Below are 26,322 nucleotides of genomic sequence, written 5' to 3' on the forward strand. Positions count from 1 at the left end.
AATGGCCGGTCCACGCACCGGCATCAAACCGTCCTCCGGTACGCCGTTGCTATCATGCCGGCTTGCCCGATTTCAGGAACGCCGCCATGCACGTACGCCATGCCCTCGCCGTCGCGATCACCGCCCTTGCCGCCCAGACCGCGTCGGCCACCGCGCTGAGCGAATGCCTCGGCTTCGCCCCGGCCGACAAGGTGCTGATCGTCAACGCCGACGACATCGGCATGCACGCCGATCTCGACAAGGCCGCGTTCGCGCTGATCGACAAGCAGCAGATCCAGGACCTGTCGATCATGCCGCCGACACCGAACTTTTCCGTGGCGGCGAAGATGGCGCGCGACCGCAAGCTCGCCGTCGGCGTCCACCTGACGCTGACCAACGAGTGGCAGGACAAGCAGCCCTGGGGCGGCGTGCTGCCGAAGTCCGACGTGCCGTCGCTGTACAACCCGCAAGGCCGTTTGTGGGCAACCACGCAGGAAGTCGCCCAGCACGCCAAACCGGCCGAGGTGAAGCGGGAGCTGCTGGCGCAGATCGCCAAGGTCCGCGCCGCCGGGCTGACGATCACCCACCTCGACGCGCACATGGTGTTCTGGGCGGCGAGCCCCGCGCTGCTCGACATCTACGCCGGGCTGGCGCGCGAAACCGGCATCCCGATCGTGATGCAGGGCTTCTTCATGCCGACCGCCGAGCAACTGAAGGCCACGCGCGAGATGCAGGCCGGCGGCGTGGTCACGCCCGATGCCTATTTCATGCACTACAACCCGGACCAGCGCAAACCCGGCCAGCGCTACGCCGGTTACGACGGCTGGATCGCCACCTTGCCGGCCGGCATCAACCATCTGGCGATCCACCCGGCCGAGGACAGCCCGTCGGCGCGCACGAGCATCGCCGATCTGGTGCTTCGGCTGTCCGATTTCGAAGTCTGGAACGGTACCGACATCCAGCGGCTGGGCAAGGACATCAGGCGCACCGACTACCGGGCGATGCGGGCCTTGCAGGAGAGGGTCAACGCGGGCGGCAAGACCTGCCTGAGCCGCTAAGCGCGACCGGCACCGTCCTGCTGGCGGCATCGTGCTCGCCGGCCGTACTGCGCGTACGGTTGCGGTCGGAAGGAATCCCGGCAGGACGTTTCGTCCGCCCTGCCGGCACCGCCACACCGGGCTTGCGCCCAGCCCCCGGCGCATCGGCCGCCCCGCGTGCTCGTATCACCGCCCCAGCGTCGCCCCACCGTCGACGACGATGTCCTGCAAGGTCACGTGGTTGGCGGCGTCGGACAGCAGGAACAGCACCACGCCGGCGATGTCGTCGGGCGTGGCGATCTTCTTCAGCGGAATGCCGAGCCGGTAGCCGTCGAGCGAGCCGGCGATCACCTTTGCCGGGCCGGTGTCGTCGGTCCACAACTGGCGCTGCATCCCGGTGTCGGTCGAGCCGGGCGAGACGATGTTGCAGCGGATGCCGTACTCGGCGAGTTCGAGCCCCAGGCAGCGGGTGAACTGCGCCGATGCCGCTTTCGATGCGCAGTACGCCCCCATCAGCGTGCGCGGCGTCGATGCCGCGTTCGAACCGACGGTGACGATGGCGCCACTGCGCCGCGCCTGCATCCGCCGGGCGACCGCGCAGCTCAGGTGGAACACGCCGTGGGTGTTGACGGCGAAGGTTGCCATCCAGTCGTCGACCGACAGCCCGGTCAGCGCGCCCATGCGCAGGATGCCGGCGACGTTGGCGAGCGCGCCGATCGCACCGATCTCGGCCTCGATCCGCGCGACCGCGCGCTCGACCGCGGCGGCGTCGCAGACGTCGAGCGCCAGCGGCGTCACCTTGCCGGCACCGTCATAGCGCCGCGCCAGCACGTCACCGTTGATGTCGAGGGCAACGACCTGCGCGCCGTGGGCCAGCAGTGCATCGACCACCGCTGCGCCGATGCCCTGTGCCGCGCCGCTGACAACGGCGACTCCGTTTGTCACTGTCATGTTCCACTCCGGATATCGTAAGGCCCGAAACTAGCATCAAGCCGCCCCGGGGCCGTTTTGTTCAGCGCCGGTTTCCTTTGATCGCACGAGATTTTTCTAGGGCGTCCCGGGCTGCGTAGCCCCGAAGCGGCACGCCGGCAACGTCGGCGACGCCAGTCGGGGTTAAGATTGCAACCATGGTTTCTGACAACATGCCCTCGTTCACCGACCTGCCGCCCGGCGTGGTCATGAGTGCGCGGCGCTTCGGCTTCGACGAGGCCGCGCTGCAGCGCTTCGATGCCGCCCTGCTGCCGGCCGCGCTGGCCGGCGCCGCGCTCAAGCGCAGGCTCGAGTTCCTCGCCGGCCGCGACTGCGCCCGCGACGCGCTGCGGCGGGCGGGTTACGACGGCAACGCCCCGCTGGCGATCGGCGACGATCGCGCCCCGCAATGGCCGGCCGGCTGGGTCGGCGCGATCACGCACAGCCACGGCCTCGCGCTGGCGGCGGTCGCGCCGGCCGCGCGGCAATGCGGGCTTGGCATCGACGTCGAACCGTGGGTCGACGCCGCCCGTGCCGACCGGCTGCGCGCGCAGGTCGGCAGTGACAGCGAATGGCAGCGGGCGCCGGCGGGCTCAAGCGACGCCGAATGGTTCATCACCGTCTTCTCGATGAAGGAAAGCCTGTTCAAGGCGCTGTACCCGCAGGTGCGCCGCTATTTCGGCTTTCACGATGCCGAAGTCGTCGCCGCCAGCGCCGATGCCGCCACGCTGCGCCTGACGACGACCCTGTCGGACGCCTGCCCGCAGTCTGCCGAGTACACGCTGCGGATCGCACGCAGCGACGGCTTCGTGCTTTCGCTCTGCGCGGTCCCCGCCGGTGGCTGATCCCGCTACAGTGATGTATACCGTCCTCCCCAACGCCGGATGACCGCATGACCCTGACCGCCGAAATCGCGCTTTTCCTCGCCGCCGCCGTCGCGCTGGTGCCGCTGTTCAGGCTGTCCGGGCTGGGCGCCGTGCTCGGCTACATGAGCGCCGGCGTGCTGATCGGCCCCTGGGGGCTGGGTTTCGTCACCGAGGTCGACAGCATCCTGCACTTTGCCGAACTCGGCGTCGTGCTGCTGCTGTTCATCATCGGCCTCGAACTGCAGCCGAGCCGGCTGTGGGTGCTGCGCCGCTCGGTCTTCGGCCTCGGCGGCGCGCAGGTGCTGCTGACCGGCGGCCTGCTCGCCGGCGCGGCACTGCTGTTCGGCCTGAAGGCAGAAGCGGCCCTCGTCGCCGGCTTCGGGCTGGCACTGTCGTCGACGGCCTTCGTGCTGCAGATGCTCGCCGAGAAAAAAGAGCTGACGGCGCGCTACGGCCGCGACAGCTTCGCGATCCTGCTGTTCCAGGATCTGGCGGTGATCCCCTTCCTTGCCGTGCTGCCGCTGCTCGGCGTCGCGGCGGTCAAGAGTGCCGAACCCGGCTGGCTCGGCGCGCTGCGCGTCACCGGCATCGTCGTCGGCGTCATCGTCGCCGGCCGGCTGCTGCTGCGCCCGGTGCTGCGGCTGGTGGCCCGTTCGGGCAACCCGGAGGTCTTCACCGCCGCGACGCTGCTGGTCGCGCTCGGTACCGCGATCCTGATGGAGCACGCCGGGCTGTCGATGTCGCTCGGCGCCTTCCTCGCTGGCGTGCTGCTCGCCGATTCGGAATACCGGCACGAGCTCGAAGCGAACATCGAGCCGTTCAAGGGGCTGCTGCTCGGGCTGTTCTTCATCGCCGTCGGCATGTCGACCAACCTCGGGCTGCTGTCGACGCAGTTCTTCGTCATCGCCGGGCTGATCGCCGGCCTCGTCGCGGTCAAGTTCGCCGTGCTCTACCTGATCGGCCGGGTCAGCAAGGCCGGCGACTATCACGCCCGCCGGCTCGGCGTTGCGCTGGCGCAGGGCGGCGAATTCGCCTTCGTGCTGTTCAACCTCGCCGTGCAGCAGAAGGTGATGGACCAGCCGCTGGCCGACCTGCTCGTCATCGTCGTCACGCTGTCGATGGTCGCCACGCCGTTCATCGTCTACATCCACGAACACTGGCTGGCGCCCAGGCTCGATCGCAAGCCCCGGCGCGAGTTCGACGTCATCGCACCCGAACACGCGACGCCGGTGATCATCGCCGGCTTCGGCCGCTTCGGCCAGATCGTCGGCCGGGTGCTGCGGCTGAAGAAGATCGGTTTTACCGCGCTCGAAGCCAGCGCCGACCAGGTCGACTTCGTCCGCCGCTTCGGCAACAAGGTGTTCTACGGCGACGCGTCCCGGCTCGACCTGCTGCGCGCCGCGCGCGCCGACGAGGCCAGGGTCTTCGTGCTGGCGATCGACGATGTCGAAGCATCGCTCAAGACCGCCGAAATGGTCCGCGAGCATTTCCCCAACCTGAAGGTCTACGCGCGTGCCCGCAACCGTTTCCACGCCTACCGGCTGATGGACCTCGGCGTCACCGCGCTGCAGCGCGAAACCTTCCTCGACAGCCTCGAGCTTGCCGGGCAGGTGCTGACCGGGCTGGGGCTCAGCGATGCACGCCGCGACCGCACGCTGGCGCTGTTCCGCGCCAACGACGAAGCGCTGCTGCAGCGCCAGCACGCGGTCTCGCACGACGAACAACAGATGATCCAGGCGACGAAGGACGCGATGCGCGAACTCGAAAGCCTGTTCGAATCGGACAGCAAGGCCGTCGACAAGGAGGACGAAGCATGAGCGAAACGCGGGAACACCGGCTGCTGCTGTGGCTGGTTGCGATCGGCTTTTTCATGCAGACGCTCGACGCGACCATCGTCAACACCGCGCTGCCGTCAATGGCGGCCAACCTCGGTGAAAGCCCGCTGCGCATGCAGTCGGTAGTGATCAGCTACATGCTCACCGTTGCGCTGCTGATGCCGGCGTCGGGCTGGCTGTCCGACCGTTTCGGCACCCGGCGCGTTTACCTTGCCGCGATTGTGCTGTTCACGATCGGCTCGCTCGCCTGCGCGCAGGCGCATACGCTGTGGCAGCTCGTTGCCGCCCGCGTCGTCCAGGGCATCGGCGGTGCGATGCTGCTGCCGGTCGGCCGGCTCGCGGTGCTGCGCGCCTTTCCGCGCGAGCAGTTCCTCGCGGCGATGAGCTTCGTCACCATCCCCGGCCTCGTCGGCCCGCTGATCGGCCCGACGCTGGGCGGCTGGCTGGTGGTCTACGCCTCGTGGCACTGGATCTTCCTGATCAACATCCCGATCGGCATCGTCGGCGCCATCGCCACCTGGCGCTTCATGCCGGCCTTCTTCGGCGCCGAGCGCCAGCGTTTCGACACCGCCGGCTACCTGCTGCTGGCGTTCGCGATGGTGACGATCTCGGTCTCGCTCGACGGGCTGGCCGAGCTCGGGCTGAAAACCGTCGTCGTCACGCTGCTGCTGGTTGCAGGGCTGGCGGCGATCTGCGTCTACGTGCTGCACGCCGGCCGCAACGAGAAGCCGCTGTTCAGCCTGACGCTGTTCCGCGTCCGCAGCTATACGATCGGCGTCTGGGGCAATCTGTTCGCGCGGATCGGCGCCGGCGCCGTGCCCTTCCTGATCCCGCTGATGCTGCAGGTCAGCCTCGGCTTCTCGCCGCTCGAGGCCGGGCTGATGATGCTGCCGACGGCGCTGGCCGGCCTTGCCGCCAAGGGCTGGGTCTCGCCGCTGATCCGGCGCTTCGGCTACCGTCGGGTGCTGGTCGCCAACACCTTCCTGACCGGGCTGATGATCATGAGCTTCGCGCTGTTCTCGCCGCACGAGCCGCTGTGGCTGCGCATCGTCCAGCTTGCCGTCTTCGGCGCGGTCAACTCGATCCAGTTCACCGCAATGAACACGCTGGCGCTGAAGGATCTCGAGACCGCGCAGGCGTCCGAGGGCAACGGCCTGTTGTCGATGATCATGCAGCTGTCGATGAGCCTCGGCGTCGCCGCCGCCGGCGCCATGCTCGGCGCGTTCAGCGACTACTTCGGCCGTGCCGAGGCCGGCACCGCGCTGCGCGCCTTCCAGGTGACCTTCGCCTGCGTCGGCGTCATCACCGCAATCAGCGCGTGGATTTTCTGGCAACTCGATCCGAATGACCGCGAGTGCGACGAGGCCGTACAGCCCGAGCTTGAATAAGATCAAACTTGCTGACGAAAATATTTCTTTATAATTTCAAAATCAATAGCATCGGTTTACGTTAACGGTTGTCATGCCAATTCCTTCCCCATCAAGCCGCTGGCTTATTGCTGTGGCCGTTTGCCTGAGTTATCCGGTACCTATCTTCCTGAAACGGCTCTCCGGCATGCCCGAAGCGCTCTCCGCGTCCAGCCGCTGCGCGATGGCCCTCATCATGTTTTTTGCATATTTGGGCATTTTTTTTCTTGTCGTCAACGCACTGCAGTGGTGCGAACGCCGCCTGAACGCGGGCGTACTGAAATCCAGCGCCACCTACAACGGCGTGCGTGACTTGGCAGCCGTACTGTTGATTGCCATCTGCCTAGCTAGCTTCACGCTGCTGACGACGATTTCGCAGTAGATGGGCACGATTCCAACACGAAGGATTTGATATGGAAGTCCTGGGTTTCATCGGTCTGCTTGCCCTTATGGGCGGTGCGTTTTACTTGCTCACCTACAATCCGTGGGCGCAGAAGGCTTGGGAGCGTTTGCCGACCGAGGCCGAGTACCGCGCCCGTACCGGCCAGACCGGCGCGCTGCATTGCGGCCATTGCTGCTGCGGCGAAACACTCGACGTTGGCCTGCTGCGCGTCACCGACTACCGCCGCCAGCACCTGTGCACCAAGTGCAAGAACACGCTGTGGCGCTCGCAACTCTGAACGCCCACCATGAAAAACGCCGCCCTCGGGCGGCGTTGTCGTTTGCGGCAGGCGGTTCACGCCACCACGTTGCGCGGCTCGCCGCGCAGGAAGGCGTCGACGTTGTCGATCAGTTGGTCGGCCAGCCGCTGCATCGTCTCGGCACCGGCCCAGGCGACGTGCGGCGTGATGATCAGGTTGGGCAGGTCGACGTCGAGCAGCGGGTTGCCGCCCCGCGGCGGTTCCTCGACCAGCACGTCGAGCCCGGCGCCGCCGATGCGGCCGGCCTGCAGGGCATCGAGCAGCGCGGCCTCGTCGATCAGCCCGCCGCGCGCGGTATTGATCAGCACCGCGTCGGGTTTCATCAGGCCCAGCTCGCGCGCGCCGATCATGTTGCGGGTGCGCTCGTTCAGCGGGCAGTGCAGGCTGATCACGTCGCCCTGCGCGATCGCCTGATCGAACGGCACGTAGCCGGGGCGCAGGCTGGTCGCCTCTTTCTTCTCGGCGAAGATCACCTGCATGCCGAGCGCGCGCGCCAGCTTGCCGAGCGCCTGGCCGAGCGCGCCGCTGCCGACGATGGTCAGCACGCCGCCGGCCAGATCGTGCAAGGGTGCGCCGAAGTGGCAGAAACCGGCTGCGCGCTGCCAGGCGCCGCCGGCCAGATCGCGCCGGTAGGCCAGCAACTGGCGCTTGAGCGCCAGCATCAGCATCAGCGCGTGCTCGGGCACGCCGGCCGTGGCGTAGTCGCGGATGTTGCACACGGTGATGCCGCGGTCGCGGCACGCGGCCAGATCGACGATGTTGTAGCCGGTGGCCGCCACCGCGACGAGCTTGAGCTCGGGTGCCGCGGCGATCACCTCGGCGCTGATCGGCACCTTGTTGCTGATCGCCACCGTCGCCGTCCTCAAGCGCTCCCTCGCCTCGTCGGTGCTGGACTGGGCGTATTCGATCCAGCTGTGCGGCGTCTCGGGCCGGCGCACCGTTGCGGGCAGGGTTTCGCGATCGAGAAAGACGATTTCGGGGCTCATGATGGCTCTCCGGGCAAGGGGTTGAAATGGCCTGCTGCGAATTCGACCAGCGCCGCGGCGATTTGCTCCGCAACCGGCGATTGTTTTGTCCAGTGGTGCCAGTAGAGCGGCACCGTCAGCATCGTCGCTCCCAGCCCGACGAGCCGCCCGGCCGCGATCTCGCCGGCCGCCTGCGCCCGCGGCACGACCGCGTAGGCGATGCCGGCCAGCGCGGCGGCGTAGAGCGCGTTCGATTCGGGGATCACATGCGCCGGATAGCTGCCCTCGATCAGGCCGTGCGCCTCGCGCAGCCAGCGCCGGTGCAGGCTGTCGCGGTGGGCGAATACCGCAGCCGGCGCGGCAGCAAGCGTCGCCGCGGTCAGCCCGGCGGCGAAGTAGCGTTCGGCAAAGCCCTTGGTCGCCACGGGCAGGTAATCGAGCCCGCCGAGTGGCCGCACCGCGCAGCCGGGCACCGCGGCCGCCTCGCTGGCGATGCAGCCGACGACGGCGCCGCGGCGCAGCGATTCGAGCGTGTACGCCTCGTCGTCGATCACGCAGTCGAGCAGGATGTGCTGCCTGGCGAGCGCCGGCGCGATTGCGCCGATCAGGCCGACGGCCAGGCTGTCGGCGTTGACGCCGATCGCCACGCTGCGCCACGCGTTCGCCGCGTCGGCATCGTGCACCAATTCGGCCTCGAGCTGCTGCACCCGCCGCACATGCGCGAGCAGCCGCTCGCCTTCGGCCGTCGGCGCGACCGGATCGCGCGACAGCAGCACGCAGCCGTGCTTTTCCTCGAGCTGGCGAATCCGTTGCGACACCGCCGACTGCGTCAGGTGCAGCCGGCGCGCGGCGCCGTCGAAACTGCCGGCACGGGCAACCATATCGAGTGCTTCGAGAAGCTTGTAGTCGAGCATTAGCGGCGCTGATCGGCGATTAGAAAAGACCGTTTTACCACGCCGGGCAACGCTGATTGAATAGGCAGCGACACCCATTTCCCACAGGCACAGCATGAAACCCGTCAACGGCCCGCAACTCGTCGCCCTCGCCCGCCAGTACGGCACCCCGCTCTGGACTTACGATGCGGCGGTGATCCGCGAGCGCATCGACCAGCTGCGCGCTTTCGACGTGATCCGCTTCGCGCAGAAAGCCTGCTCGAACACGCACATCCTCAGGCTGATGCGCGAACAGGGCGTCAGGGTCGATTCGGTCTCGCTCGGCGAGATCGAGCGTGCGCTGGCCGCCGGCTACGACGCCAAGGGCGAGCATCCGGGCATCGTCTTCACCGCCGACCTGCTCGACGAGGCAACGCTGGCCGCCGTGGTCGAGCACGGCATTCCGGTCAACGCCGGCAGCCCGCAGATGCTCGAACAGCTCGGCCGCGTCAGCCCGGGCCACCGCGTCTGGCTGCGCATCAACCCCGGCTTCGGCCACGGCCACAGCCAGAAGACCAATACCGGCGGCGAGACCAGCAAGCACGGCATCTGGTTCGAGCATCTGGACGAGGCCTACGCGCTGATCGACCAGTACGGGCTCGATCTGGTCGGCCTGCACATGCACATCGGTTCGGGCGTCGATTACGAACACCTCGGCAACGTCTGCGGCGCAATGATCAAGGAAGTGAAGGCGTCGGGCCGCGACCTGAAGGCGATCTCGGCCGGCGGCGGCCTGTCGATCCCGTACAAGGCCGGCGGCGAGCGCATCGACACCGCGCACTACTTCAGCCTGTGGGACGCAGCACGCAAGGAAATCGAAGCGCATCTGGGCCATCCGGTCACGCTGGAAATCGAGCCGGGCCGTTTCCTCGTCGCCGAATCGGGCAAACTCGTCGCCGAAGTGCGCGCGATGAAGGACGTCGGCAGCAACCATTTCGTCTTCTGCGACGCCGGTTTCAACGACCTGATGCGCCCGGCGATGTACGGCAGCTACCACGAAGTCTCGCTGCTCGACGCCGCCGGCGCGGTCAGGCTGGGCGGCGAGCGCCCCAGCGTGATCGCCGGCCCGCTGTGCGAGTCGGGCGATGTGTTCACGCAGGGCGAAGGCGGCACCGTAACACCGCGGCAGCTGCCGCCGGCCGAAGTCGGCGACTGGCTGGTCTTCCACGACGGCGGCGCCTACGGCGCGAGCATGTCGAGCAACTACAACACCCGGCCGCTGATTCCCGAGGTGCTGATCGACGGCGGCGACGTCCGGCTGATCCGCCGCCGCCAGACCGTGGCAGAGCTGCTAGCACTCGAGGCGGTATAAAGACAAGGTGACCTTGTACAAAGGGTCACTTGAACTCCCGCTGCTAGAATGTTAACGGCCCCGCCATCAGTACCGGGGCCGCTGTCATTCCAATAACTTCGGGAGAATCGATGCTCGCACTCGATACCTACGGCACGCTCGTTGCCGCCTCGCTTGTGCTGCTGTTCGGGCGCAAGATTGTCGCCGTCACCCCGCCACTGCGCGCATACAGCATCCCCGAGCCCGTGGCCGGCGGCTTGCTGATCGCGCTGCTGCTGCTGCTGGCCCGCGTCACCGCCGACGTGCAGGTCCAGTTCGATACCAGCCTGCAAACGCCGCTGATGCTCGCCTTCTTCGCCAGCCTCGGCCTTGGTGCCGACCTCGCCAGCCTGAAGAAAGGCGGCAAGACCGTCGCGATCTTCCTCTTCGTCGTGCTCGGCCTGCTGCTGGTGCAGAACACCATCGGCATCGCCATGGCCAGTGCGCTCGGGCTGAACCCGCTGATGGGGCTGCTGGCCGGCTCGATCACGCTGTCGGGCGGCCACGGCACCGGTGCGGCGTGGAGCAGCGTATTCACGCAGACCTATGGCCTGGCGTCGGCGACCGAGGTCGCCATCGCCTGCGCAACATTCGGCCTCGTGCTCGGCGGCCTGATCGGCGGCCCGGTGGCGCGGCATCTGGTCAAGAAAGTGGCGCTGCCCACCGGCGAAGCGGCCGATACCTCGCACCCGATGGCGTTCGAGCAGCCGAAGGCGGTCCGGCTGATCACCGCGCAGTCGTTCATCGAAACGCTGGCACTGATCGTCGTCTGCCTGGCCGGCGGCCAGACGATCGCCGCCGCGCTCACGGGCACCTGGCTCGAGCTGCCGACCTTCGTCTGCGTGCTCTTCGTCGGCGTCGTGCTGCGCAACGGCCTGGGCATGCTCGGCTGGTACCACGTGTTCGACCGCGCGGTGTCGGTGCTCGGCAACGTCAGCCTGTCGCTGTTCCTGGCGATGGCGCTGATGAGCCTGAAGCTGTGGGAGCTGGCGTCGCTGGCGCTGCCGATGCTGGCGATTTTGAGCGTGCAGGCGATTGCGATGGCGCTGTACGCGATGTTCGTCACCTTCCGCGTCATGGGCAGGAACTACGATGCCGCAGTGCTGGCGGCCGGCCATTGCGGCTTCGGCCTCGGTGCCACGCCGACGGCCATCGCGAACATGCAGGCGATCACCGACCGCTTCGGCCCGTCGCACGTCGCCTTCCTCGTCGTGCCGATGGTCGGGGCGTTCTTCATCGACATCGCCAATGCGATCGTGATTAAACTATTCCTTCTCCTGCCCATCTACGGCTGATCCCATCCCATTAGGCGGCTGCGCCGTCACATTTTGCCCCCGTCCGATGCTCGGAACCCCGCAAGGGGACTACCTTCGGGTCGTCCTCATGGACTTCACGTCCATTCCGGTTCCTGTGCTTCGGGCGGCGACAAACTGCTTTGGCTCGCTCGCCTACTGGGACGGGCCCCCACGCTGAAGGAAACCGATATGGCCACCGCGCACGTCTACCTTGCCCCGGGCTTCGAGGAAGTCGAATTCGTCAGCATCGTCGACGTGCTGCGGCGCGGCGGCGTGTTCGTGTCGACCATCGCGCTCGACGACGAACTGGCGGTCGAAGGCGCGCACGGCATCGTGATCCGGGCCGATTTGCCGTTCTCGGCCGTCGACGGCGAACTGGCCGACGCGATCGTGCTGCCCGGGGGCGGCCCCGGCACCCAGGCGCTCGCCGCCAGCGCCGGCCTCGCCGACCGCTTGCGCGTGCACTTGGCCGCGGGCCGCCGCCTGGCCGCGGTCTGCGCCGCCCCGACGGTGCTCGCCCGGGCCGGCGTGCTCGACGGCAAGGCGGCAACATGCTTCCCCGGCTGCGAACCGGTGCTGGCAGAGCACGGCGCCACGGTCAGCACCTACCAGGTCGTCACCGACGGGCTGGTGACGACGTCGCGCGCTGCCGGCACCAGCGGGCTGTTCGCGCTCGAGGTGCTGCGGCTGCTGGCCGGCGACGCCAGGGCGCTCGAAGTCGGCCGGGCAATGCTCTACCTCTGACCGCTACTGCTGGACCCGCAGCCCGTTGAAGATCATGCCGCGGTCGCGGTTGCCCTCAAGGCCGACCGTGTACAGCGTCGTTCCCGCCGCATCCAGATAGGCGATGCCGTTCAGATCGACGCTGCCGCCGCCACCGATGCACGCGGTACCCGTTAGCGTCAGCACCATGTCGTACAGATTCGCCGTCGGGCGCGGGCTGAACTTGCCCGAGAAGGTACAACTGGTGCTGGTGCCGACGACGGTGCCGCTGGCGTTGATGCTGAACGACACGGTATCGGACGTCGTTCGCGTCGCATACGTGCCCTTGAACACGCCGGCAAGCTTGTCCAGGCTCGGCGTGCCCTCGTATTGCGACGAGTAGCTGGTATTGAAGGTGCCGCCTGCGGCGCCGTTCAGCGTCAGCGTTTTTTTGGTCTGGTAGCTGCCGGCCACCGCCGGCTCCGAGCGGGTATTGCCCAGCGCATTCAGGTCCACCGTGCTGGCCGTACTCAGGACGCCGTTCGCCGCGGTGAACCTGCCCTGCAGTACACCGGCCAGCGTCGCCGACGTATTGGGCAGCGAGTACAGGAACCAGTAGCTGCCGTCGTCGAGCACGAAACCGGTGACCGTCCGGCTGCTGCTCGTCGAACCGGTCCACATCCCTTCGGCGGCGCTGCGGGTGCCGGTCGCCGCGCCGGCCCCTCCCGACGTCCCGCCACCCGACGCTCCGCCACCGGTCCCATCCGTACCCGTTCCGCCGGTACCAGCCCCGCCTGTCCCGGTATCGCTCCCGGTGCCGCCCGAACCACCGCCACCGCCGCCGCCCCCACCGCCGCCGCAGGAGGCCAGCAACGCCCCGACAAACAACCATGTCAGACCCGACCGCACCGTTTTGCTCATGATCTTCACCCTTCGGGATTGTCAGCTTGCCTTTCCAAGCTATACAACGGGCCGAAGGGAGCCCAAGCAAACGCGCGGCCTTCCGTCGGAATCAGCGGAACTTATCGGCCGGCACTGGCGAGCTGGTAAATGGTCTTGCCGCGCAGCTTGAACAGGTCTGCAGAGTGGTAGAGGTTTTCCGAATGGCCGACGAAGAGCAGGCCGTCGGGCTTGAGCAGCGGCGCAAAGCGCTGCAGGATGCGCGCCTGCGTCGGCTTGTCGAAGTAGATCATCACGTTGCGGCAGAAAATCGCGTCGAACGGACCGCGAACGATCCAGCTCGGCGCAATCAGGTTCAGTTGCCGGAACGTGACCAGCGACTTCAGCTCGGGACGGATCTGGTAGCGGCCGTCGGATTGGCGGACGAAGAAACGCCGCACCCGCGCCGGATCGAGCTTCTCGACGTCGTCGGCGCTGTAGATGCCGGTGCGGCCGGTTTCGAGCACGTGGGTGTCGAGGTCGGTCGCGGTGATCTGTACCGGCGGTGTCAGGGTATCGAACGCCTCGCAGGCGGAAATCGCCATGCTCCACGCCTCTTCGCCGGTACTGCTGGCCGAACACCAGAGCTGCAGCGTGCCGCCGCGCTCGCGTTGTACGCGCAACTGGTCGATCAGCGCCGGAAAATGGTGCGACTCGCGGAAAAACGACGTCAGGTTGGTCGTCAGCGAGTTGGTGAACAGCTCGAACTCGCGCGTATCACCCGATTCGATCCGGTGCAGGTAGTCGCCGAAGCTGCTCAGCCCGAGCGCGCGCAGCCGCCGTGCCAGCCGGCCGTAGACCATGTCCTCCTTGCCCGGCGCCAGCGCAATGCCGGCGTAGTCGTAGATCATCTTGCGGATCTTGTCGAAATCCTGCGTCGAGAACGGAAACTCGCGGGACGGTGAAGTGAACATGGTAATCCTCGATTCTCAATGACGTGCCAGGTGTGTCGCCAGCCGCGACGCATAGTCGGGCGGCACGACAAGCTGACGCTGTCCGGTCTCGGCCAGCAGCAGGTTAAGCCGGCCCAGCCGGTCGGCCAATTGGGCCTTTTTCGCCTCGTCGGCCCCTTCGACTTCCATCGCGGCCAGCTGCAGCGCCAGCCCGACCGCTTCCTTGTGCAGGTCCAGCTCGGGCGGCAGGTAGCCGGCGTTCTTCAGTACACGGTAGGCAATGCGCTGGTGCTCGGGCACCAGCGGGTCGATGTCGTCGGGCAGGGGCTGGCCGGCGCCCGGCAGGTCGTCGAGCTCGCCGGCGTCGCGCGCCTGCGCGATCCGCCGTTCGGCCAGTTCGGTCAGGAACCACATCGCCCTTCCTCCTACAGCCCCAGCTCGGTCCAGATCGCGTCGACGCGGGCGACGACATCGGGCTGGCGCTCGATCACCCTGCCCCACTCGCGGCTGGTTTCGCCGGGCCACTTGTTGGTCGCGTCGAGCCCCATCTTGCCGCCCAGGCCCGAGACCGGGCTGGCGAAGTCGAGATAGTCGATCGGCGTGTTCTCGACCAGCACCGTGTCGCGCACCGGGTCCATCCGCGTGGTGATCGCCCAGATCACTTCCTTCCAGTCCCGGGTATCGACATCGTCGTCGACGACGACGATGTACTTGGTGTACATGAACTGGCGCAGGAAGGACCAGACGCCGAACAGCACGCGCTTGGCGTGGCCCGGGTACTGCTTTTTGATCGAGACGATCGCCATCCGGTAGCTGCAGCCCTCGGCCGGCAGGTAGAAGTCGACGATTTCGGGAAACTGCTTCTGCAGGATCGGCACGAACACTTCGTTCAGCGCCACGCCGAGCATGGCCGGCTCGTCCGGCGGCTTGCCGGTGTAGGTGCTGTGGTAGACCGGGTTGTCGCGATGGGTGATCCGGTCGATCTCGAACACCGGAAACCAGTCCTGCTCGTTGTAGTAGCCGGTATGGTCGCCGTACGGGCCTTCAAGCGCGTGCAGGTGGCCGCCGATCTCCTTGACCGGCACGCCGTGCTCGGACACGCCCTCGAACCTCGGCGCGCACGGTTTGATCGCGCCCTCGAGCACGATCTCGGCCGTTGCCGGCACCTGCAGGTCGCTGCCGACGCATTGCGTCAGTTCGGTCTTGCTGCCGCGCAGCAGTCCGGCGAACTGGTACTCGGACAAGGTATCGGGCACCGGCGTCACCGCACCGAGAATGGTCGCCGGGTCGCAGCCGAGCACCACGGCAATCGGGAACGGCGTACCCGGATGCTGCTTGGCGTGCTCACGGAAATCCAGCGCGCCGCCGCGGTGCGCCAGCCAGCGCATGATCACCTGGTTCTTGCCGATGACTTGCTGGCGGTAGATGCCGAGGTTCTGGCGCTTTTTGTTCGGCCCGCGCGTGACGACGAGTCCCCAAGTGATCAGCGGCGCCACATCGCCGGGCCAGCAATGCTGGACCGGAATCGTTGCCAGGTCGACGTCCGGGCCTTCGATCACGTTCTGTTGCACGGCGCCCTTCTTCACGTCCTTCGGCGCCATCGACAGCACCTGCTTGAGCAGCGGCAGCTTGTCCCACGCGTCCCTGAACCCCTTGGGCGGCTCGGGCTCTTTCAGGTAGGCCAGCGTCTTGCCGATCTCGCGCAGTGCACCGACCTCCTGCGCGCCCATGCCGAGCGCAACGCGCCTGGGCGTACCGAACAGGTTGCCGAGCACCGGCATCGTGTAGCCGGGAACATTCTCGAACAGGATTGCCGGGCCTTGCGCGCGCAGCGTGCGGTCGCAGATTTCGGTCATTTCCAGCACCGGCGACACCGGTATCCGGACACGGCGGGCTTCGCCCAGTGTCTCGAGCTGGGAGAAAAAATCGCGCAGATCCTGGTATTTCATCGCGGCGGAAAACGGTCTGAAAACAAAGCGATATTGAACCACAAAACGACGACGCCCGGCTCGGCCGGGCGTCGTCGTTTGCTACTGCGCGGCTTACGCGAGCGACAGCGTCATGGCCACACGATACGTTGCGCCCGGTGCCAGTTCGACCGCATTGTCGAAGACATCGCCGCGCTCGAGGCAGACATACTCGCGCCACGCATCGCCGATGTCGGCCATTTTTGCCGCAGACTCGGCCCACGGGTTCCAGACCACGGCGCTCCGGGTATCGCTGTCGATGCGGATCGTCCGGGCCGGCGTGGCGATCGTCTGCACCGCCGGCACGCTGACATAGACGCGATCGGTCGGATCGGCGAGCTGCAGCGTCCCGGTCTGCGGATTGCGGGTATTGGCACCGCCGACGGTGTTGATGAAGGTCGTGCCGTCGAGTCCGTCGATCTTCGCCTGCGTCACGTCGCTGACGGCAAAATAGGTGTGGAAAGCCTGGCTAAAGCTCACCGGCTTGGCGCCACGGTGTTCAAAGCGCAAATCGAGCGTCAGTACACGCCCCACCGTCACGATCAGCGTCGCGCGGAAATCGTCGCCCCACAGCGCTTGCGAAAGCGCGTTCGGCGTCAGCACCAACGTGACGCTGCTGCTGTCGTCGTCCAGCACCTCCGCACCGGCGATCTGCCAGTTGCTGATCCGCGCAAAGCCGTGCGCCGGCTTGCCGCCCGGATGACCGCCAAACCATGGCAGGCACAGCGGAATGCCACCGCGAATCGCCTTGCCTTCGGTAAACACCACCTTCGGCGACAGCCACAGCAGATCGCCGCCGCCGGCCGGCACGAAGGACACCAGATGCGCGCCCTGCAGGGCAATCAGCGCCTTGCCCTGCGCGTTTTCCACCGCCAGCAGCGGCAGTTCGCTCTCGCCGCCATAGACCGACGACGACGAAACGATGGAGACGCCGGCTACGTCAGTCAGGCGCGAATCGAAGGCAGAGAGCGAAGTCATGGTGTCATCCCGGGTAAAACGCCGATTCTAGACCAAAGCGGCAGCGGCCGGACCGGATGTGGCGCTATCCGCAAAACCGGCTAAATTAGCTGACACAAGCGTTAATTTCTGCGCAGCGGCACCCAGACCAGCGCGTCGCCGTCGATCACCGTTTCGCCGCGGACCGTGCATGTCGTCAGCAGCCGGGCGCGCTGCTTCTCGGGGATCAGTTCGCTGACCGTCGCCGTGGCGGTCACCGTGTCGCCGATCTTCACCGGTTTCAGGAAGCGCAGGTTCTGCGCCATGTAGATCACCCCTGGACCCGGCATCCGCGTGCCGATCACCGTCGACAGCAAGGACGCGGTGAGCATGCCGTGAATGATGCGGCTGCCGAAACGTGTCTCGCGGGCGAACTCCTCGTCGATGTGCATCGGATTGTTGTCGCCCGACAAGCCGGCGAACAGCACGACGTCGGTCTCGGTCATCGTCTTGCGGTATTCAGCGGTCAGGCCGATCGACAGGTCTTCAAAACCGTATTGCATGTGCACCTCTGCGCAACCGTTAGAATTGGAACAACGTTATGCATACGCTGTGACAAAACAATGTTCAAGGTACTGGTACCGGTCAAAAGGGTCGTCGACTACGCGGTCCGGGTTTCGCCGCGCAGCGACGGGCTCGACGTCGACCTCGCCGGCGTACGGATGGCGATGAACCCGTTCGACGCGATCGCGCTCGAGGAGGCGGTACGGCTCAAGGAGGCCGGCTACGCCGGCGAGATCGTCGCGGTCAGCATCGGCCCGGCCGACGCCGACGAAACGCTGCGCCAGGCGCTGGCGCTCGGCGCCGACCGTGCGCTGCGCATCGACGTGCCGGCCTCCCCCGAGCCGCTGCAGGTCGCCCGGCTGCTGGCAGCGCTGGCGCGCAGCGAACGGGTCGACCTGCTGCTGCTCGGCAAGCAGGCGATCGACGACGACGCCAACCAGGTTGCGCAGATGTGCGCTGGGCTGCTCGCCTGGCCGCAGGCGTGCTTTGCATCGAAAATTCGCGTCGGCGCGCGCTGGCAGGTCGAGCGCGAGGTCGACGGCGGGATCGAAACGGTCGAGTTCGAGCTGCCGGCGGTGATCAGCGCCGACCTGCGCCTCAACACACCGCGCTATGTGAAGCTTCCGGCCGTGATGGCAGCGAGGCGCAAGACGGTCGAGTCGCTCGTGCCGGCCGCACTCGGCATCGACATCGCCACGCTGACCCACCGCCTGTCGGTTGCCCGTCCGCCGGCACGGCCCGCCGGCATCCGCGTCGATTCGGCCGCGGCCTGCGTCGCCGCCATGGTCGAGCGCGGCGCGCTGGGTGGCCACAATCCGGTGAAGGCCACCGCACCGCCCCCCTTCGCGCCGGCCGCCCGGGCGCTGGTCGTCGGGCTGAATGCGCAGGACGGCGAACTGCCGGGGCTGGTCGCCGCAGCGGCCCGGCTCGCCGGCCATGTCGACGTGCTCGACGACGGTCTCCGACCGGATGGACTGCTCGCCGGCGCGGCGCGACGCCTGTGCTGTGCGGCGCCTGCCCCCTCGATCGACGCACTTGCCGACTGGATCGCCGCGCTGGCACGCGACTATGACTGCGTGATCGCTGCTGCCGACAGCGGCGGCAAGGACTGGCTGCCGCGCGCGGCAGCACTCGACGGCGCCCAAGCGTTCAGCGACGTGATCGGCATCGCCGGCGCCGATACCCTGCTGCGGGCGATCTACGCCGGCGACCTGATCGAAACCGTCCGGAACCGGCAGCCCCGGCTATGGATGACGGTACGCGCCACGGCGTTCCGTGCGATCGCCGGCGCCCATCCGCTGCGGATAGACCAGGCCGGCCCGGCCACCGGAGCGTCCAGAGTCCGCGTGCTCGGACGGCAGGCGCAGGGCGGAGAAACACTGAAGGATGCCCGCGCGCTGGTCGCCGGCGGACGGCCGCTCGGTTCGGCCGAGCGCTTCGCCGCGGTGCTCGGGCCGCTGGCCGAGCGCCTGCGCGGCACGCTGGCGGCATCGCGCGCCGCCGTCGACGCCGGCTATGCGCCGAACAGCTGGCAGGTCGGCCAGACCGGACAGATCGTCGCCCCCGGCGTCTATGTCGCCGCCGGCATCTCCGGCGCGGCGCAGCACGTTGCCGGCATGCGCGACAGCGGGCTGATCGTCGCGATCAACACCGACCCCGATGCGCCGATGATGAAGCTGGCCGACATCGCCTGGCAGGCCGACCTGTTCGACGCGGTACCGGCGCTGTGCGCCGCGCTCGACGCCCGTGGCGTCACTATTGCAGGCGCAGCGCCGGACTATAGTCGTTGCGGACCGGCTTGAGCCGGTCCGGATCGAGCCAGCGGCCGATCCACTTGAACACGCGGCGATAGGCGTCGTCGGTCGCCGCCTGGTTGGGGCCGGTACCCTGCGCCGCGGCCGAGGCATCCTTGCGCAACCGGCCATCGCTGCCGGGCACGTCGAAGTCGTGGTCGGCATCCGGATAGCTCACCAGATGGAAGGTATCGTCGGCGGCCTTCTCGGCCAGCCGCTGGCAAGGCGCGACCGGGGTCCAGTCGTCGTTCTCGCCCATCAGCAGCAGCGTCGGCACCGCCGCCGTGTAGCGGGCCCGCTTGGCCAGCGCGGCACACCCCGGGTAGAAGGCCACGGCGACCTTGATGCCGGGCTTGTCCCTGGCAACCAGATTGAGCAGCGTCGTCGCACCGTTGGACCAGCCCAGCGCACCGACGCGGTTGGCGTCGATCTCGCGCCGCAGCTTGAGCCAGTTCACCGCAACCTGGGCGTCATCGACGCGCTGGGCAACGTTGACACGCCGCTCGCTCGCCGGCACCGAGCACTGTTCGCGCAGGCCACGGTTGCTGAAGCTGTCGAGCAACAGCACGCCATAACCGAGTTCCTGCAACAGGCTGGCCATCCGTGCATGCCTGACCGTCAGCACGCCGGGCCGGCTCCACAAGCCGCCACAGCCGTGCAGCAGCAGCATCGCCGGCGCGCGCTGCGCACCGTTGGGCGGCGGAAAGTACTCGCCGCTCAGCATGTTGCCGCTGGCGCCGCCAAACGCGACCGGCACTGCATACGCTGGCGCCACCAGCAGGAGCCCCCAGAGCATCAGGGCTTTGAAAACATCACGCACTCGATCATCCCGATGGGTCGTGCACCCGGGCCCAGCGGGCCCGAAAAACGTCGCAATGTAACACAGCGCCGCAGCGCCCCCAAACCGCCCGGTCTTTCCCGAGAACCTGTTTACGATCTTTTCACGGCCGCATTTCGGGCCGTGCCGGAGGGAGGGCAAGGCGTCCCGCGGGGATTTCCTTCGGTCACAGGCCGCGCCGCGCTACGGGTACCGCAAGCGGTTTGCAACGCGGCCATCCACCGGCAATGCCCGAAACCCGAAGGGCCGAGCCGGAAAAAACACGTTCACTGTGTTGTGCTCCTTGCCAATAACCGGTTATTGCCGGCGTCGCACGCCTAGTGGCTGTGCTTTTTCCGGCTCGGCGCGGTCGCGAAAAGATCGTAAACAGGTTCTGACAAGCGTGCGTTACTTCGCCGTCGATGCTGGTAGCATGCTGATACCGTCAACCTTGAGCCGATCATGAGTGACACGCTGCGCTACGAACTTGCCGACAACGGTGTCGCCACCGTCACGCTGCACGAGGACGGCATCGCCACCGTCAACGAGATCCTCATTGCCGAGCTGACAGCGTGCCTCGCCGCGCTGTCGCAGAACCCGCGGCTCAGGGCGCTGGTGATCCGCGCCGACGGCAGCGATTTCTGCACCGGTCAGGATGCACGCTGGCGGGCGCGAATGCTCGATCACGATCAGGACGGCCATTTCGACGAGGCGCTGGGTCTGGCCCGGCTCCTGCAGCTCGTCGACCGGATGCCGGTCCCGACGATCGCCCGTGTCCACGGCCAGGCGATCGGCATCGGCGTCGGGCTGATCGCCTGCTGCGATCTGACCGTCGCCCATCGCGACAGCAGCTTTGCGATACCCGAAGTCCGCGCCGGCCTCGTTCCGGCGATGATCGGCCCGTATCTGGTCACGCAGATCGGCGTCAGCGCCGCACGGCGCTACCTGCTGACCGGCGAGAGCTTCGACGCCGAAACGGCCCGGACGATCGGCCTCGTCCACGAGATCGGCGACGACGACGCCACGCTGGACGCCTGGACCGGCAACTGGCTGGCCGCGGTGCTGCGCAACGGTCCACACGCACTGCTTACCGCCAAGCGGCTGATCGCGTCGGTCGCGCACCGGCCGATCGACGATGCAATGATTTCGGACCTGGCCCACCGGATCGCGCACCTGCATCGCCACCCGGAAGCGCACGAGGGCATCCACGCGCAACTGGAATCCCGCCCGCCACGCTGGCATTCGTCCTGACAAAAAAAACGGCGGGGAACATCCCCGCCGCTTCTGCACTGCGTCCCGCGCTTACTCCGCAGGCTTGGCCTGCATGGCCCTGCCATACTCGATCTTCGCCGACTTGCGCAGGCTGTCGATGTAGTTGGAGATCTCGACCTCGCCATACATCTTCGCCAGCCCGTCGCGCATCCGCTGCTGCGTCTGCGCATCGAGTTTCGGCGCCGGTGTCGACGTCTCGACCCGGTACAGCACATAGCCCTGCTCCGGAACCACATTGCCGACATAGGCCGGCAGCTTGTCGGCCGGGGCGCGGAACATCGCATTCAGCGTCTGCGCATCGACGCCGGACTGCATGCTGCGGCTGACGTCGATGGCCGGCATCCACTCGGCGCTCACCGCCTCGCCCTTTTGCAGCGCGGCCAGCTTCCTGGCACCGTCTTCCTGCGCCAGCTTCAGCGCCTTCTCCTGCTTGAGCTTGGCCGACAGCTCCGACGCGACAGTCGCCAGCGCAGGCACCTCAGCCGGCTTGTGTTCAACGATGCGCGCCGACACCACCTTGCCCGGGGCGACCTCGATCGCTTCGGTATTGTGCTTGCCCTTGAGCACGTCATCGCTAAACACCGCGTCGAACAGCTTGGGGTTGTTCAGCGCCGGATCCTGCGCTCCCTTGCGGGTAACCCAGCCGCTCTGCTGGACCTGCAACTTGAACTGGTCGGCCGCCGGCTGCAGGCTGCTGCCCTGCTGGTAGACGACCTCGTTGAACTTGGCCAGCTGGCTCTGGAACGCCGCCTGCGCCTTCTGCAGCTTGAGTTTTTGCTCGATCGTCGGCTTGAGGTCGGCCAGCGCCGGGCTGCGGGCGTCCTCGAGCTTGATCACGTGATAGCCGAAATCGGTCTGCACCACGTCGCTGATCTGACCCTTGTCGAGCTTGAACACCGTATCGTCAAACGGCTTGACCATCGCGCCGCGGCCGAACCAGCCGAGCTCGCCCCCCTGCTGCGCCGAGCCCGGATCCTGGGAGTACTGCTTGGCCAGTTCCGCAAAGCGGGCCGGATTCGCACGCACTTCCTTGAGAATGCCTTCGGCCTTGGTCTTGGCTGCCGCGCGCTGCTCGGCGCTGGCATCCTTGGCGACGGTAATCAGGATATGCGCAGCACGGCGTTCTTCCTTGCCGAGCTCCGATTTGTGCTGGTCGAAATACTGCTGCACCTCGGCATCGCTGACGGTCTGCGCGTTGGCCAGCTCGTCCTGCGACAGCACCACATAGGCAAGCTTCACCATCTCCGGCGCCTTGAGCTCGTCCTTATGCTTGTCGTAGTACTGCTTGATTTCGGCTTCGCTGACGCTGACCTGATCCAGATAGGCCTCCGGCCTGAGCAGCGCGGCGGCAACGGCGCGCTTCTCGCCAAGCAGTGCCGCCATGCGATCCATGGTCTTCTGCGACTGGAAATTGCCGGACACGAATGACGACAGCAACTGACGCAAGGCGATGTCGTCGCGCACCCGCTGCTCGAACTGGGCGACGGTCATCTGTTGTGCCGCCAGCATCTCCTGGTAGCGCTTGGCGCTGAACTGGCCGTTCTCCTGGAATGCCGGCACCGCCATGATGACTTTCTGCATCTCGGCATCGGTCGCGGCAAAACCCTGCTTGGCCGCGGCTTGCAGCAGCAGCTTCTGGCGAATCAGCTGCTCGACGACCATCGGCTTCATCTCGTTGGAGACCGCCTGCCCTTCGGTCGCCAGGGCCACGTCGCGTTCGGTGATGCGGCTGCCGCCGACCTTGGCGTAAAAATCGTCCCCGTCCTGCATCGCGCTGTAGCCGGATACGCCGAAACCGACGACCAGCCCCAGCGCAACCAGGCCGAGCACGACCTGGACGGCCGTTTTGTTCTTCTGGACAAGATCAAACATGGATACTCAACTCCGCGGAGAATTCGCGTCGTATGATGCCAGAACCGACCAATACTGTCTCGAATGGCGGTAATCGGAGAACCATTTGAAACGGAACGGGCAGAAACGAAAAAAGCCAAGCTTTCGCTTGGCTTTTTTCTTCTATTCTGGCGGAGCGGACGGGACTCGAACCCGCGACCCCCGGCGTGACAGGCCGGTATTCTAACCAACTGAACTACCGCTCCAGAAGAGAAAGCGATTATATCGTGTTTCAGAAAACTTGCAAACTATTTTTTGCTTTATTTACTGACCACCAACTTTCGCTTTATTGGTGGGTAGTAGTGGATTCGAACCACCGACCCCCTGCGTGTGAAGCAGGTGCTCTAACCAACTGAGCTAACCACCCAACCGTTTCGTCACCGCATCAGCAGCAACGAAAGAACATCATTGTACTGCATCTTTCAGCGATTTGCCAGCCCTAAATTTGGGCTGCTTCGCTGCAGCGATTTCGATCGTTTCACCGGTACGCGGATTGCGGCCGCTGCGTGCTTCACGCTCGGCAACATAGAAGGTACCGAAGCCGACCAGCGTCACTTCGTCGCCAGCCTGCAGTGCCTTGGAAATGGCTTCAACAGCAGCGTCGAGCGACTTGCCAGCAGCAGCCTTGGACAGGCCGGCAGATTCAGCGATAGCGTCGATCAGTTCAGATTTGTTCACTTACGTCCCCTTTCATTCTGGTTGGTTAGGTCCGGCGGGCCGATTGCTAGAGAGGTTATAGCAAGCAGCAAAAATACGTGTCAACTAGTGTTTCGTCGGATGCCGGGGTGGATGATCCCCCTCAACAACCGCATTCTGGCTGACAATTTCGTTTGATTTTTCAGTGCTTGTCTCAAGTGCAACGGGTTGCTTTTCCAGCGCGTAACCGAGCACTTGATCAAACCATTTCACGGGATGAATAACAAGACCCCGTTTCACATTGTCAGGAATTTCCGACAAGTCTTTGACGTTGCCTTCGGGAATCAGCACCTGCTTGATGCCGCCGCGATGTGCGGCAAGCAGCTTTTCCTTCAGGCCGCCAATCGGCAGCACTTCGCCGCGCAGGGTGATCTCGCCGGTCATCGCCACATCGCAGCGGACCGGGATATCGGTCAGCACCGACACCAGCGCCGTTGCCAAGGCAATACCGGCGCTCGGGCCGTCCTTCGGCGTTGCACCTTCGGGCAGGTGGACATGGATGTCCTTCTTCTCGAAAGCGTCGCCGGCGATGCCGAGCCGCTCGGCGCGGCTGCGCACGACCGAGCGCGCGGCTTCGATCGACTCCTTCATCACGTCGCCCAGCGTACCGGTCCGGGTAATATTGCCTTTGCCCGGCATCGTCACCGCCTCGATCGTCAGCAGCTCGCCACCGACCTCGGTCCATGCAAGACCGGTGACCTGACCGACCTGGTTCTGCTGCTCGGCAACACCGTACTCGTAGCGCTGCACGCCGAGGTATTTTTCCAGCGTCTTCGGCGTCACCAGCACCTTCCTGGCCTGCGGCTTGAGCATCAGGTTCTTGACGACCTTGCGGCAGATCTTGGCGATCTCGCGGTCGAGCGAACGCACCCCGGCTTCGCGGGTGTAGTAGCGGACGATGTCGCGGACCGCGGCTTCGGAAATGTCCAGTTCGCCGTCGGCAACGCCGTTGTTCTTGGTCTGCTTCGGCACCAGGTACTTGAGCGCGATATTGACCTTCTCGTCCTCGGTGTAGCCGGACAGCCGGATCACTTCCATCCGGTCGAGCAGCGCCGGCGGAATGTTCAGGGTGTTGGCGGTCGCGACGAACATCACGTCGGAGAGGTCGTAATCGACTTCGAGATAGTGGTCGCTGAACGCATGGTTCTGTTCGGGGTCGAGCACCTCGAGCAGCGCCGACGACGGGTCGCCGCGGAAATCCTGGCCGAGCTTGTCGACTTCGTCGAGCAGGAACAGCGGGTTCTTGACGCCGACCTTGGTCATGCTCTGGACGATCTTGCCCGGCATCGAGCCGATGTAAGTCCGGCGGTGACCGCGGATTTCCGCTTCGTCGCGCACGCCACCCAGCGCCATCCGGACGAACTTGCGGCCGGTCGCGCGGGCGATGCTTTCGCCGAGCGAGGTCTTGCCGACGCCAGGCGGGCCGACGAGGCACAGGATCGGTGCCTTGAGCTTGTCAACGCGGGTCTGCACCGCGAGGTACTCGACGATGCGTTCCTTGACCTTCTCGAGACCGTAGTGGTCGATATCGAGCACCTCTTCGGCACCGACCAGATCCTTGCTGATCTTGGTCTTCTTCTTCCACGGCACGCCGAGCAGGGTGTCGATGTAGTTGCGCACGACCGCCGCTTCGGCGCTCATCGGCGACATCATCTTGAGCTTCTTGAGCTCGCCCTCGGCCTTCTCGCGGCCTTCCTTGCTCATGCCGGCGAGCTTGATCTTCTTTTCCAGCTCCTCCAGATCGGCGTTCTCGTCGAGTTCGCCGAGCTCTTTCTGGATCGCCTTGACCTGTTCGTTCAGGTAATACTCGCGCTGGCTCTTTTCCATCTGCCGCTTCACGCGGCCACGGATGCGCTTTTCGACCTGCAGGATGTCGAGCTCGTTCTCGAGCTGCTTGAGCAGGTGATCCATCCGCCGGCCCACGTCCGGCATCTCGAGGATCGCCTGCTTCTGCTCGAGCTTGAGCGGCAGGTGCGCGGCGACGGTGTCGGCAAGGCGCCCGGCCGATTCGATTCCCGACAGCGAGGTGAGGATTTCCGGCGGGATCTTCTTGTTGAGTTTGACGTACTGGTCGAACTGCGCCAGCAGGGCGCGGCGCATCGCCTCGACCTCGTGGCCTTCATGCTCGTCACCGGCAAACGGCGTGGCCTCGGCGTGGAAATAGCCGTCCTCGTCGACGAGATCGCCGACGTTGGCGCGCTGGACACCCTCGACCAGCACCTTGACGGTGCCGTCGGGCAGCTTCAGCAGTTGCAGCACGGTTGCAATCGTGCCGACCGGATAGATGTCGGCCAGGACCGGTTCGTCCTTCTGGGCATTCTTCTGCGCGACGAGCAGGATGTGGCGACCGGCTTCCATCGCCGCTTCGAGCGCCTTGATCGACTTCGGGCGGCCGACGAACAGCGGGATCACCATGTGGGGGAACACCACCACGTCCCGGAGCGGCAACATCGGGTACACGGCGGATTCGGTCTGCAGCGCGTGCGACTCGGACATATCGTTTGCCTTGAATGAGGTTGCTAAGCGTTGTTCGAATAA

General features: G+C 66.1%; 24 protein-coding genes, 2 tRNA genes and 1 pseudogene. 12 read left to right on the plus strand and 15 right to left on the minus strand.

The window, feature by feature from the left end:
• Positions 1-86 precede the first annotated feature (86 nt).
• Positions 87-1,037: a polysaccharide deacetylase family protein gene (locus BJP62_RS04345; RefSeq protein WP_070526987.1), complete on the plus strand. Its 951-nt coding sequence runs from the start codon at positions 87-89 to the stop codon at positions 1,035-1,037.
• A 165-nt stretch (positions 1,038-1,202) separates the two neighbouring features.
• On the opposite strand, the gene BJP62_RS04350 is transcribed toward BJP62_RS04345, so the two are convergent.
• Positions 1,203-1,967: a 2,3-dihydro-2,3-dihydroxybenzoate dehydrogenase gene (locus tag BJP62_RS04350; protein WP_070526990.1), complete on the minus strand. Its 765-nt coding sequence runs from the start codon at positions 1,965-1,967 to the stop codon at positions 1,203-1,205.
• A 176-nt stretch (positions 1,968-2,143) separates the two neighbouring features.
• Here BJP62_RS04350 and BJP62_RS04355 point away from each other — a divergent pair, with 176 nt between their 5' ends.
• From BJP62_RS04355 to BJP62_RS04375, 5 genes are all read left to right on the plus strand, one after another.
• Positions 2,144-2,830: a 4'-phosphopantetheinyl transferase gene (locus BJP62_RS04355; protein ID WP_083300700.1), complete on the plus strand. Its 687-nt coding sequence runs from the start codon at positions 2,144-2,146 to the stop codon at positions 2,828-2,830.
• A gap of 47 nt (positions 2,831-2,877) precedes the next feature.
• Positions 2,878-4,668, plus strand: coding sequence for a monovalent cation:proton antiporter-2 (CPA2) family protein (locus tag BJP62_RS04360; RefSeq protein ID WP_070526996.1), 1,791 nt, complete (start codon positions 2,878-2,880; stop codon positions 4,666-4,668).
• Positions 4,665-6,074 carry a multidrug transporter subunit MdtD gene (gene mdtD / locus BJP62_RS04365; RefSeq protein ID WP_070526999.1) on the plus strand — a complete coding sequence of 470 codons (1,410 nt, stop codon included), beginning with the start codon at positions 4,665-4,667 and terminating at the stop codon, positions 6,072-6,074. Before BJP62_RS04360 ends, mdtD begins: the two co-directional genes overlap by 4 nt.
• 73 nt (positions 6,075-6,147) lie before the next feature.
• Positions 6,148-6,474 (plus strand): hypothetical protein, encoded by a 327-nt coding sequence (locus tag BJP62_RS04370; protein ID WP_145927103.1) that lies wholly within the window; start codon positions 6,148-6,150, stop codon positions 6,472-6,474.
• Between the two features lie 31 nt (positions 6,475-6,505).
• Positions 6,506-6,772 carry a hypothetical protein gene (locus tag BJP62_RS04375; RefSeq protein ID WP_070527004.1) on the plus strand — a complete coding sequence of 89 codons (267 nt, stop codon included), beginning with the start codon at positions 6,506-6,508 and terminating at the stop codon, positions 6,770-6,772.
• A gap of 56 nt (positions 6,773-6,828) precedes the next feature.
• Here BJP62_RS04375 and BJP62_RS04380 read toward each other — a convergent pair whose 3' ends face one another.
• Both BJP62_RS04380 and BJP62_RS04385 read right to left on the minus strand, forming a co-directional pair.
• Entirely contained in the window at positions 6,829-7,782 is a 954-nt protein-coding gene (locus BJP62_RS04380; protein WP_374749749.1) for a D-2-hydroxyacid dehydrogenase, read from the minus strand.
• Entirely contained in the window at positions 7,776-8,672 is an 897-nt protein-coding gene (locus BJP62_RS04385; RefSeq protein WP_070527010.1) for an ArgP/LysG family DNA-binding transcriptional regulator, read from the minus strand. Before BJP62_RS04385 ends, BJP62_RS04380 begins: the two co-directional genes overlap by 7 nt.
• 94 nt (positions 8,673-8,766) lie before the next feature.
• On the opposite strand from BJP62_RS04385, the gene lysA reads away from it, so the two are divergent.
• The 3 genes from lysA (at position 8,767) to BJP62_RS04400 (ending at position 12,059) form a co-directional block, all read left to right on the plus strand.
• Positions 8,767-10,002, plus strand: a complete 1,236-nt coding sequence (lysA, locus tag BJP62_RS04390) for a diaminopimelate decarboxylase (protein WP_070527011.1) — start codon at positions 8,767-8,769, stop codon at positions 10,000-10,002.
• A 110-nt stretch (positions 10,003-10,112) separates the two neighbouring features.
• Positions 10,113-11,315 carry a sodium/glutamate symporter gene (gene gltS, locus BJP62_RS04395; protein ID WP_070527014.1) on the plus strand — a complete coding sequence of 401 codons (1,203 nt, stop codon included), beginning with the start codon at positions 10,113-10,115 and terminating at the stop codon, positions 11,313-11,315.
• A gap of 189 nt (positions 11,316-11,504) precedes the next feature.
• Complete coding sequence (locus BJP62_RS04400) at positions 11,505-12,059, plus strand: DJ-1 family glyoxalase III (RefSeq protein WP_070527017.1); 555 nt, start codon at positions 11,505-11,507, stop codon at positions 12,057-12,059.
• A gap of 3 nt (positions 12,060-12,062) precedes the next feature.
• Here BJP62_RS04400 and BJP62_RS04405 read toward each other — a convergent pair whose 3' ends face one another.
• The 6 genes from BJP62_RS04405 to BJP62_RS04430 all read right to left on the minus strand — a co-directional run bounded on the left by BJP62_RS04405 (position 12,063) and on the right by BJP62_RS04430 (position 17,315).
• On the minus strand, positions 12,063-12,698 hold the full coding sequence (locus BJP62_RS04405) for a hypothetical protein (protein WP_070527020.1): 636 nt from the start codon (positions 12,696-12,698) through the stop codon (positions 12,063-12,065).
• A 341-nt stretch (positions 12,699-13,039) separates the two neighbouring features.
• Positions 13,040-13,870, minus strand: coding sequence for a CheR family methyltransferase (locus BJP62_RS04410; protein WP_070527023.1), 831 nt, complete (start codon positions 13,868-13,870; stop codon positions 13,040-13,042).
• Between the two features lie 15 nt (positions 13,871-13,885).
• Positions 13,886-14,263, minus strand: a complete 378-nt coding sequence (locus tag BJP62_RS04415; RefSeq protein WP_070527026.1) for a DnaJ family domain-containing protein — start codon at positions 14,261-14,263, stop codon at positions 13,886-13,888.
• An 11-nt stretch (positions 14,264-14,274) separates the two neighbouring features.
• Positions 14,275-15,798 carry a 4-hydroxy-3-polyprenylbenzoate decarboxylase gene (gene ubiD, locus BJP62_RS04420; RefSeq protein ID WP_070527028.1) on the minus strand — a complete coding sequence of 508 codons (1,524 nt, stop codon included), beginning with the start codon at positions 15,796-15,798 and terminating at the stop codon, positions 14,275-14,277.
• Positions 15,799-15,891: 93 nt separating this feature from the next.
• On the minus strand, positions 15,892-16,794 hold the full coding sequence (locus BJP62_RS04425; RefSeq protein ID WP_070527031.1) for a D-hexose-6-phosphate mutarotase: 903 nt from the start codon (positions 16,792-16,794) through the stop codon (positions 15,892-15,894).
• A gap of 101 nt (positions 16,795-16,895) precedes the next feature.
• Positions 16,896-17,315: a MaoC family dehydratase gene (locus BJP62_RS04430; RefSeq protein ID WP_070527033.1), complete on the minus strand. Its 420-nt coding sequence runs from the start codon at positions 17,313-17,315 to the stop codon at positions 16,896-16,898.
• A 60-nt stretch (positions 17,316-17,375) separates the two neighbouring features.
• Here BJP62_RS04430 and BJP62_RS18965 point away from each other — a divergent pair.
• Positions 17,376-18,110, plus strand: a pseudogene (locus BJP62_RS18965) (electron transfer flavoprotein subunit beta/FixA family protein); the annotation flags it as partial.
• Complete coding sequence (locus tag BJP62_RS18970) at positions 18,099-19,118, plus strand: electron transfer flavoprotein subunit alpha/FixB family protein (protein WP_236943693.1); 1,020 nt, start codon at positions 18,099-18,101, stop codon at positions 19,116-19,118. The pseudogene BJP62_RS18965 and the gene BJP62_RS18970, both read left to right, overlap by 12 nt.
• On the opposite strand, the gene BJP62_RS04440 is transcribed toward BJP62_RS18970, so the two are convergent.
• Positions 19,072-19,905 (minus strand): dienelactone hydrolase family protein, encoded by an 834-nt coding sequence (locus tag BJP62_RS04440; protein WP_070527039.1) that lies wholly within the window; start codon positions 19,903-19,905, stop codon positions 19,072-19,074. The genes BJP62_RS18970 and BJP62_RS04440 overlap by 47 nt on opposite strands.
• A 483-nt stretch (positions 19,906-20,388) precedes the next feature.
• On the opposite strand from BJP62_RS04440, the gene BJP62_RS04445 reads away from it, so the two are divergent.
• The gene (locus BJP62_RS04445; RefSeq protein WP_070527041.1) at positions 20,389-21,177 is read left to right on the plus strand and encodes an enoyl-CoA hydratase-related protein; all 789 of its coding nucleotides are present in this window, start codon (positions 20,389-20,391) and stop codon (positions 21,175-21,177) included.
• A gap of 51 nt (positions 21,178-21,228) precedes the next feature.
• On the opposite strand, the gene BJP62_RS04450 is transcribed toward BJP62_RS04445, so the two are convergent.
• The 5 genes from BJP62_RS04450 to lon all read right to left on the minus strand — a co-directional run bounded on the left by BJP62_RS04450 (position 21,229) and on the right by lon (position 26,280).
• Complete coding sequence (locus tag BJP62_RS04450) at positions 21,229-23,070, minus strand: peptidylprolyl isomerase (protein WP_070527044.1); 1,842 nt, start codon at positions 23,068-23,070, stop codon at positions 21,229-21,231.
• A 147-nt stretch (positions 23,071-23,217) separates the two neighbouring features.
• Positions 23,218-23,294: transfer RNA gene (locus BJP62_RS04455), tRNA-Asp, on the minus strand.
• A gap of 84 nt (positions 23,295-23,378) precedes the next feature.
• Positions 23,379-23,455 (minus strand) — tRNA-Val (locus BJP62_RS04460).
• A gap of 38 nt (positions 23,456-23,493) precedes the next feature.
• Positions 23,494-23,766: an HU family DNA-binding protein gene (locus BJP62_RS04465; protein WP_070527047.1), complete on the minus strand. Its 273-nt coding sequence runs from the start codon at positions 23,764-23,766 to the stop codon at positions 23,494-23,496.
• A gap of 84 nt (positions 23,767-23,850) precedes the next feature.
• On the minus strand, positions 23,851-26,280 hold the full coding sequence (lon, locus tag BJP62_RS04470; RefSeq protein WP_070527050.1) for an endopeptidase La: 2,430 nt from the start codon (positions 26,278-26,280) through the stop codon (positions 23,851-23,853).
• Positions 26,281-26,322 lie beyond the last annotated feature (42 nt).

This window comes from Jeongeupia sp. USM3, assembly GCF_001808185.1.
Classification (GTDB): Bacteria; Pseudomonadota; Gammaproteobacteria; order Burkholderiales; family Chitinibacteraceae; genus Jeongeupia.

Excerpts from the sequence above, each read along its gene's own strand:
- BJP62_RS04430 (WP_070527033.1), bottom strand. The coding sequence starts at position 17,315 with ATGCAATACGGTTTTGAAGACCTGTCGATCGGCCTGACCGCTGAATAC.
- BJP62_RS04350 (WP_070526990.1), bottom strand. The coding sequence starts at position 1,967 with ATGACAGTGACAAACGGAGTCGCCGTTGTCAGCGGCGCGGCACAGGGC.
- lon (WP_070527050.1), bottom strand. The coding sequence starts at position 26,280 with ATGTCCGAGTCGCACGCGCTGCAGACCGAATCCGCCGTGTACCCGATG.
- BJP62_RS04385 (WP_070527010.1), bottom strand. The coding sequence starts at position 8,672 with ATGCTCGACTACAAGCTTCTCGAAGCACTCGATATGGTTGCCCGTGCC.
- BJP62_RS04345 (WP_070526987.1), top strand. The coding sequence starts at position 87 with ATGCACGTACGCCATGCCCTCGCCGTCGCGATCACCGCCCTTGCCGCC.
- lysA (WP_070527011.1), top strand. The coding sequence starts at position 8,767 with ATGAAACCCGTCAACGGCCCGCAACTCGTCGCCCTCGCCCGCCAGTAC.
- BJP62_RS04440 (WP_070527039.1), bottom strand. The coding sequence starts at position 19,905 with ATGCTCTGGGGGCTCCTGCTGGTGGCGCCAGCGTATGCAGTGCCGGTC.
- BJP62_RS04360 (WP_070526996.1), top strand. The coding sequence starts at position 2,878 with ATGACCCTGACCGCCGAAATCGCGCTTTTCCTCGCCGCCGCCGTCGCG.
- BJP62_RS18970 (WP_236943693.1), top strand. The coding sequence starts at position 18,099 with ATGGTCGAGCGCGGCGCGCTGGGTGGCCACAATCCGGTGAAGGCCACC.
- BJP62_RS04370 (WP_145927103.1), top strand. The coding sequence starts at position 6,148 with ATGCCAATTCCTTCCCCATCAAGCCGCTGGCTTATTGCTGTGGCCGTT.
- BJP62_RS04445 (WP_070527041.1), top strand. The coding sequence starts at position 20,389 with ATGAGTGACACGCTGCGCTACGAACTTGCCGACAACGGTGTCGCCACC.
- gltS (WP_070527014.1), top strand. The coding sequence starts at position 10,113 with ATGCTCGCACTCGATACCTACGGCACGCTCGTTGCCGCCTCGCTTGTG.
- BJP62_RS04405 (WP_070527020.1), bottom strand. The coding sequence starts at position 12,698 with ATGTGGACCGGTTCGACGAGCAGCAGCCGGACGGTCACCGGTTTCGTG.
- BJP62_RS04425 (WP_070527031.1), bottom strand. The coding sequence starts at position 16,794 with ATGACTTCGCTCTCTGCCTTCGATTCGCGCCTGACTGACGTAGCCGGC.
- mdtD (WP_070526999.1), top strand. The coding sequence starts at position 4,665 with ATGAGCGAAACGCGGGAACACCGGCTGCTGCTGTGGCTGGTTGCGATC.
- BJP62_RS04355 (WP_083300700.1), top strand. The coding sequence starts at position 2,144 with ATGGTTTCTGACAACATGCCCTCGTTCACCGACCTGCCGCCCGGCGTG.
- BJP62_RS04415 (WP_070527026.1), bottom strand. The coding sequence starts at position 14,263 with ATGTGGTTCCTGACCGAACTGGCCGAACGGCGGATCGCGCAGGCGCGC.
- BJP62_RS04400 (WP_070527017.1), top strand. The coding sequence starts at position 11,505 with ATGGCCACCGCGCACGTCTACCTTGCCCCGGGCTTCGAGGAAGTCGAA.
- BJP62_RS04410 (WP_070527023.1), bottom strand. The coding sequence starts at position 13,870 with ATGTTCACTTCACCGTCCCGCGAGTTTCCGTTCTCGACGCAGGATTTC.
- BJP62_RS04375 (WP_070527004.1), top strand. The coding sequence starts at position 6,506 with ATGGAAGTCCTGGGTTTCATCGGTCTGCTTGCCCTTATGGGCGGTGCG.
- BJP62_RS04450 (WP_070527044.1), bottom strand. The coding sequence starts at position 23,070 with ATGTTTGATCTTGTCCAGAAGAACAAAACGGCCGTCCAGGTCGTGCTC.
- ubiD (WP_070527028.1), bottom strand. The coding sequence starts at position 15,798 with ATGAAATACCAGGATCTGCGCGATTTTTTCTCCCAGCTCGAGACACTG.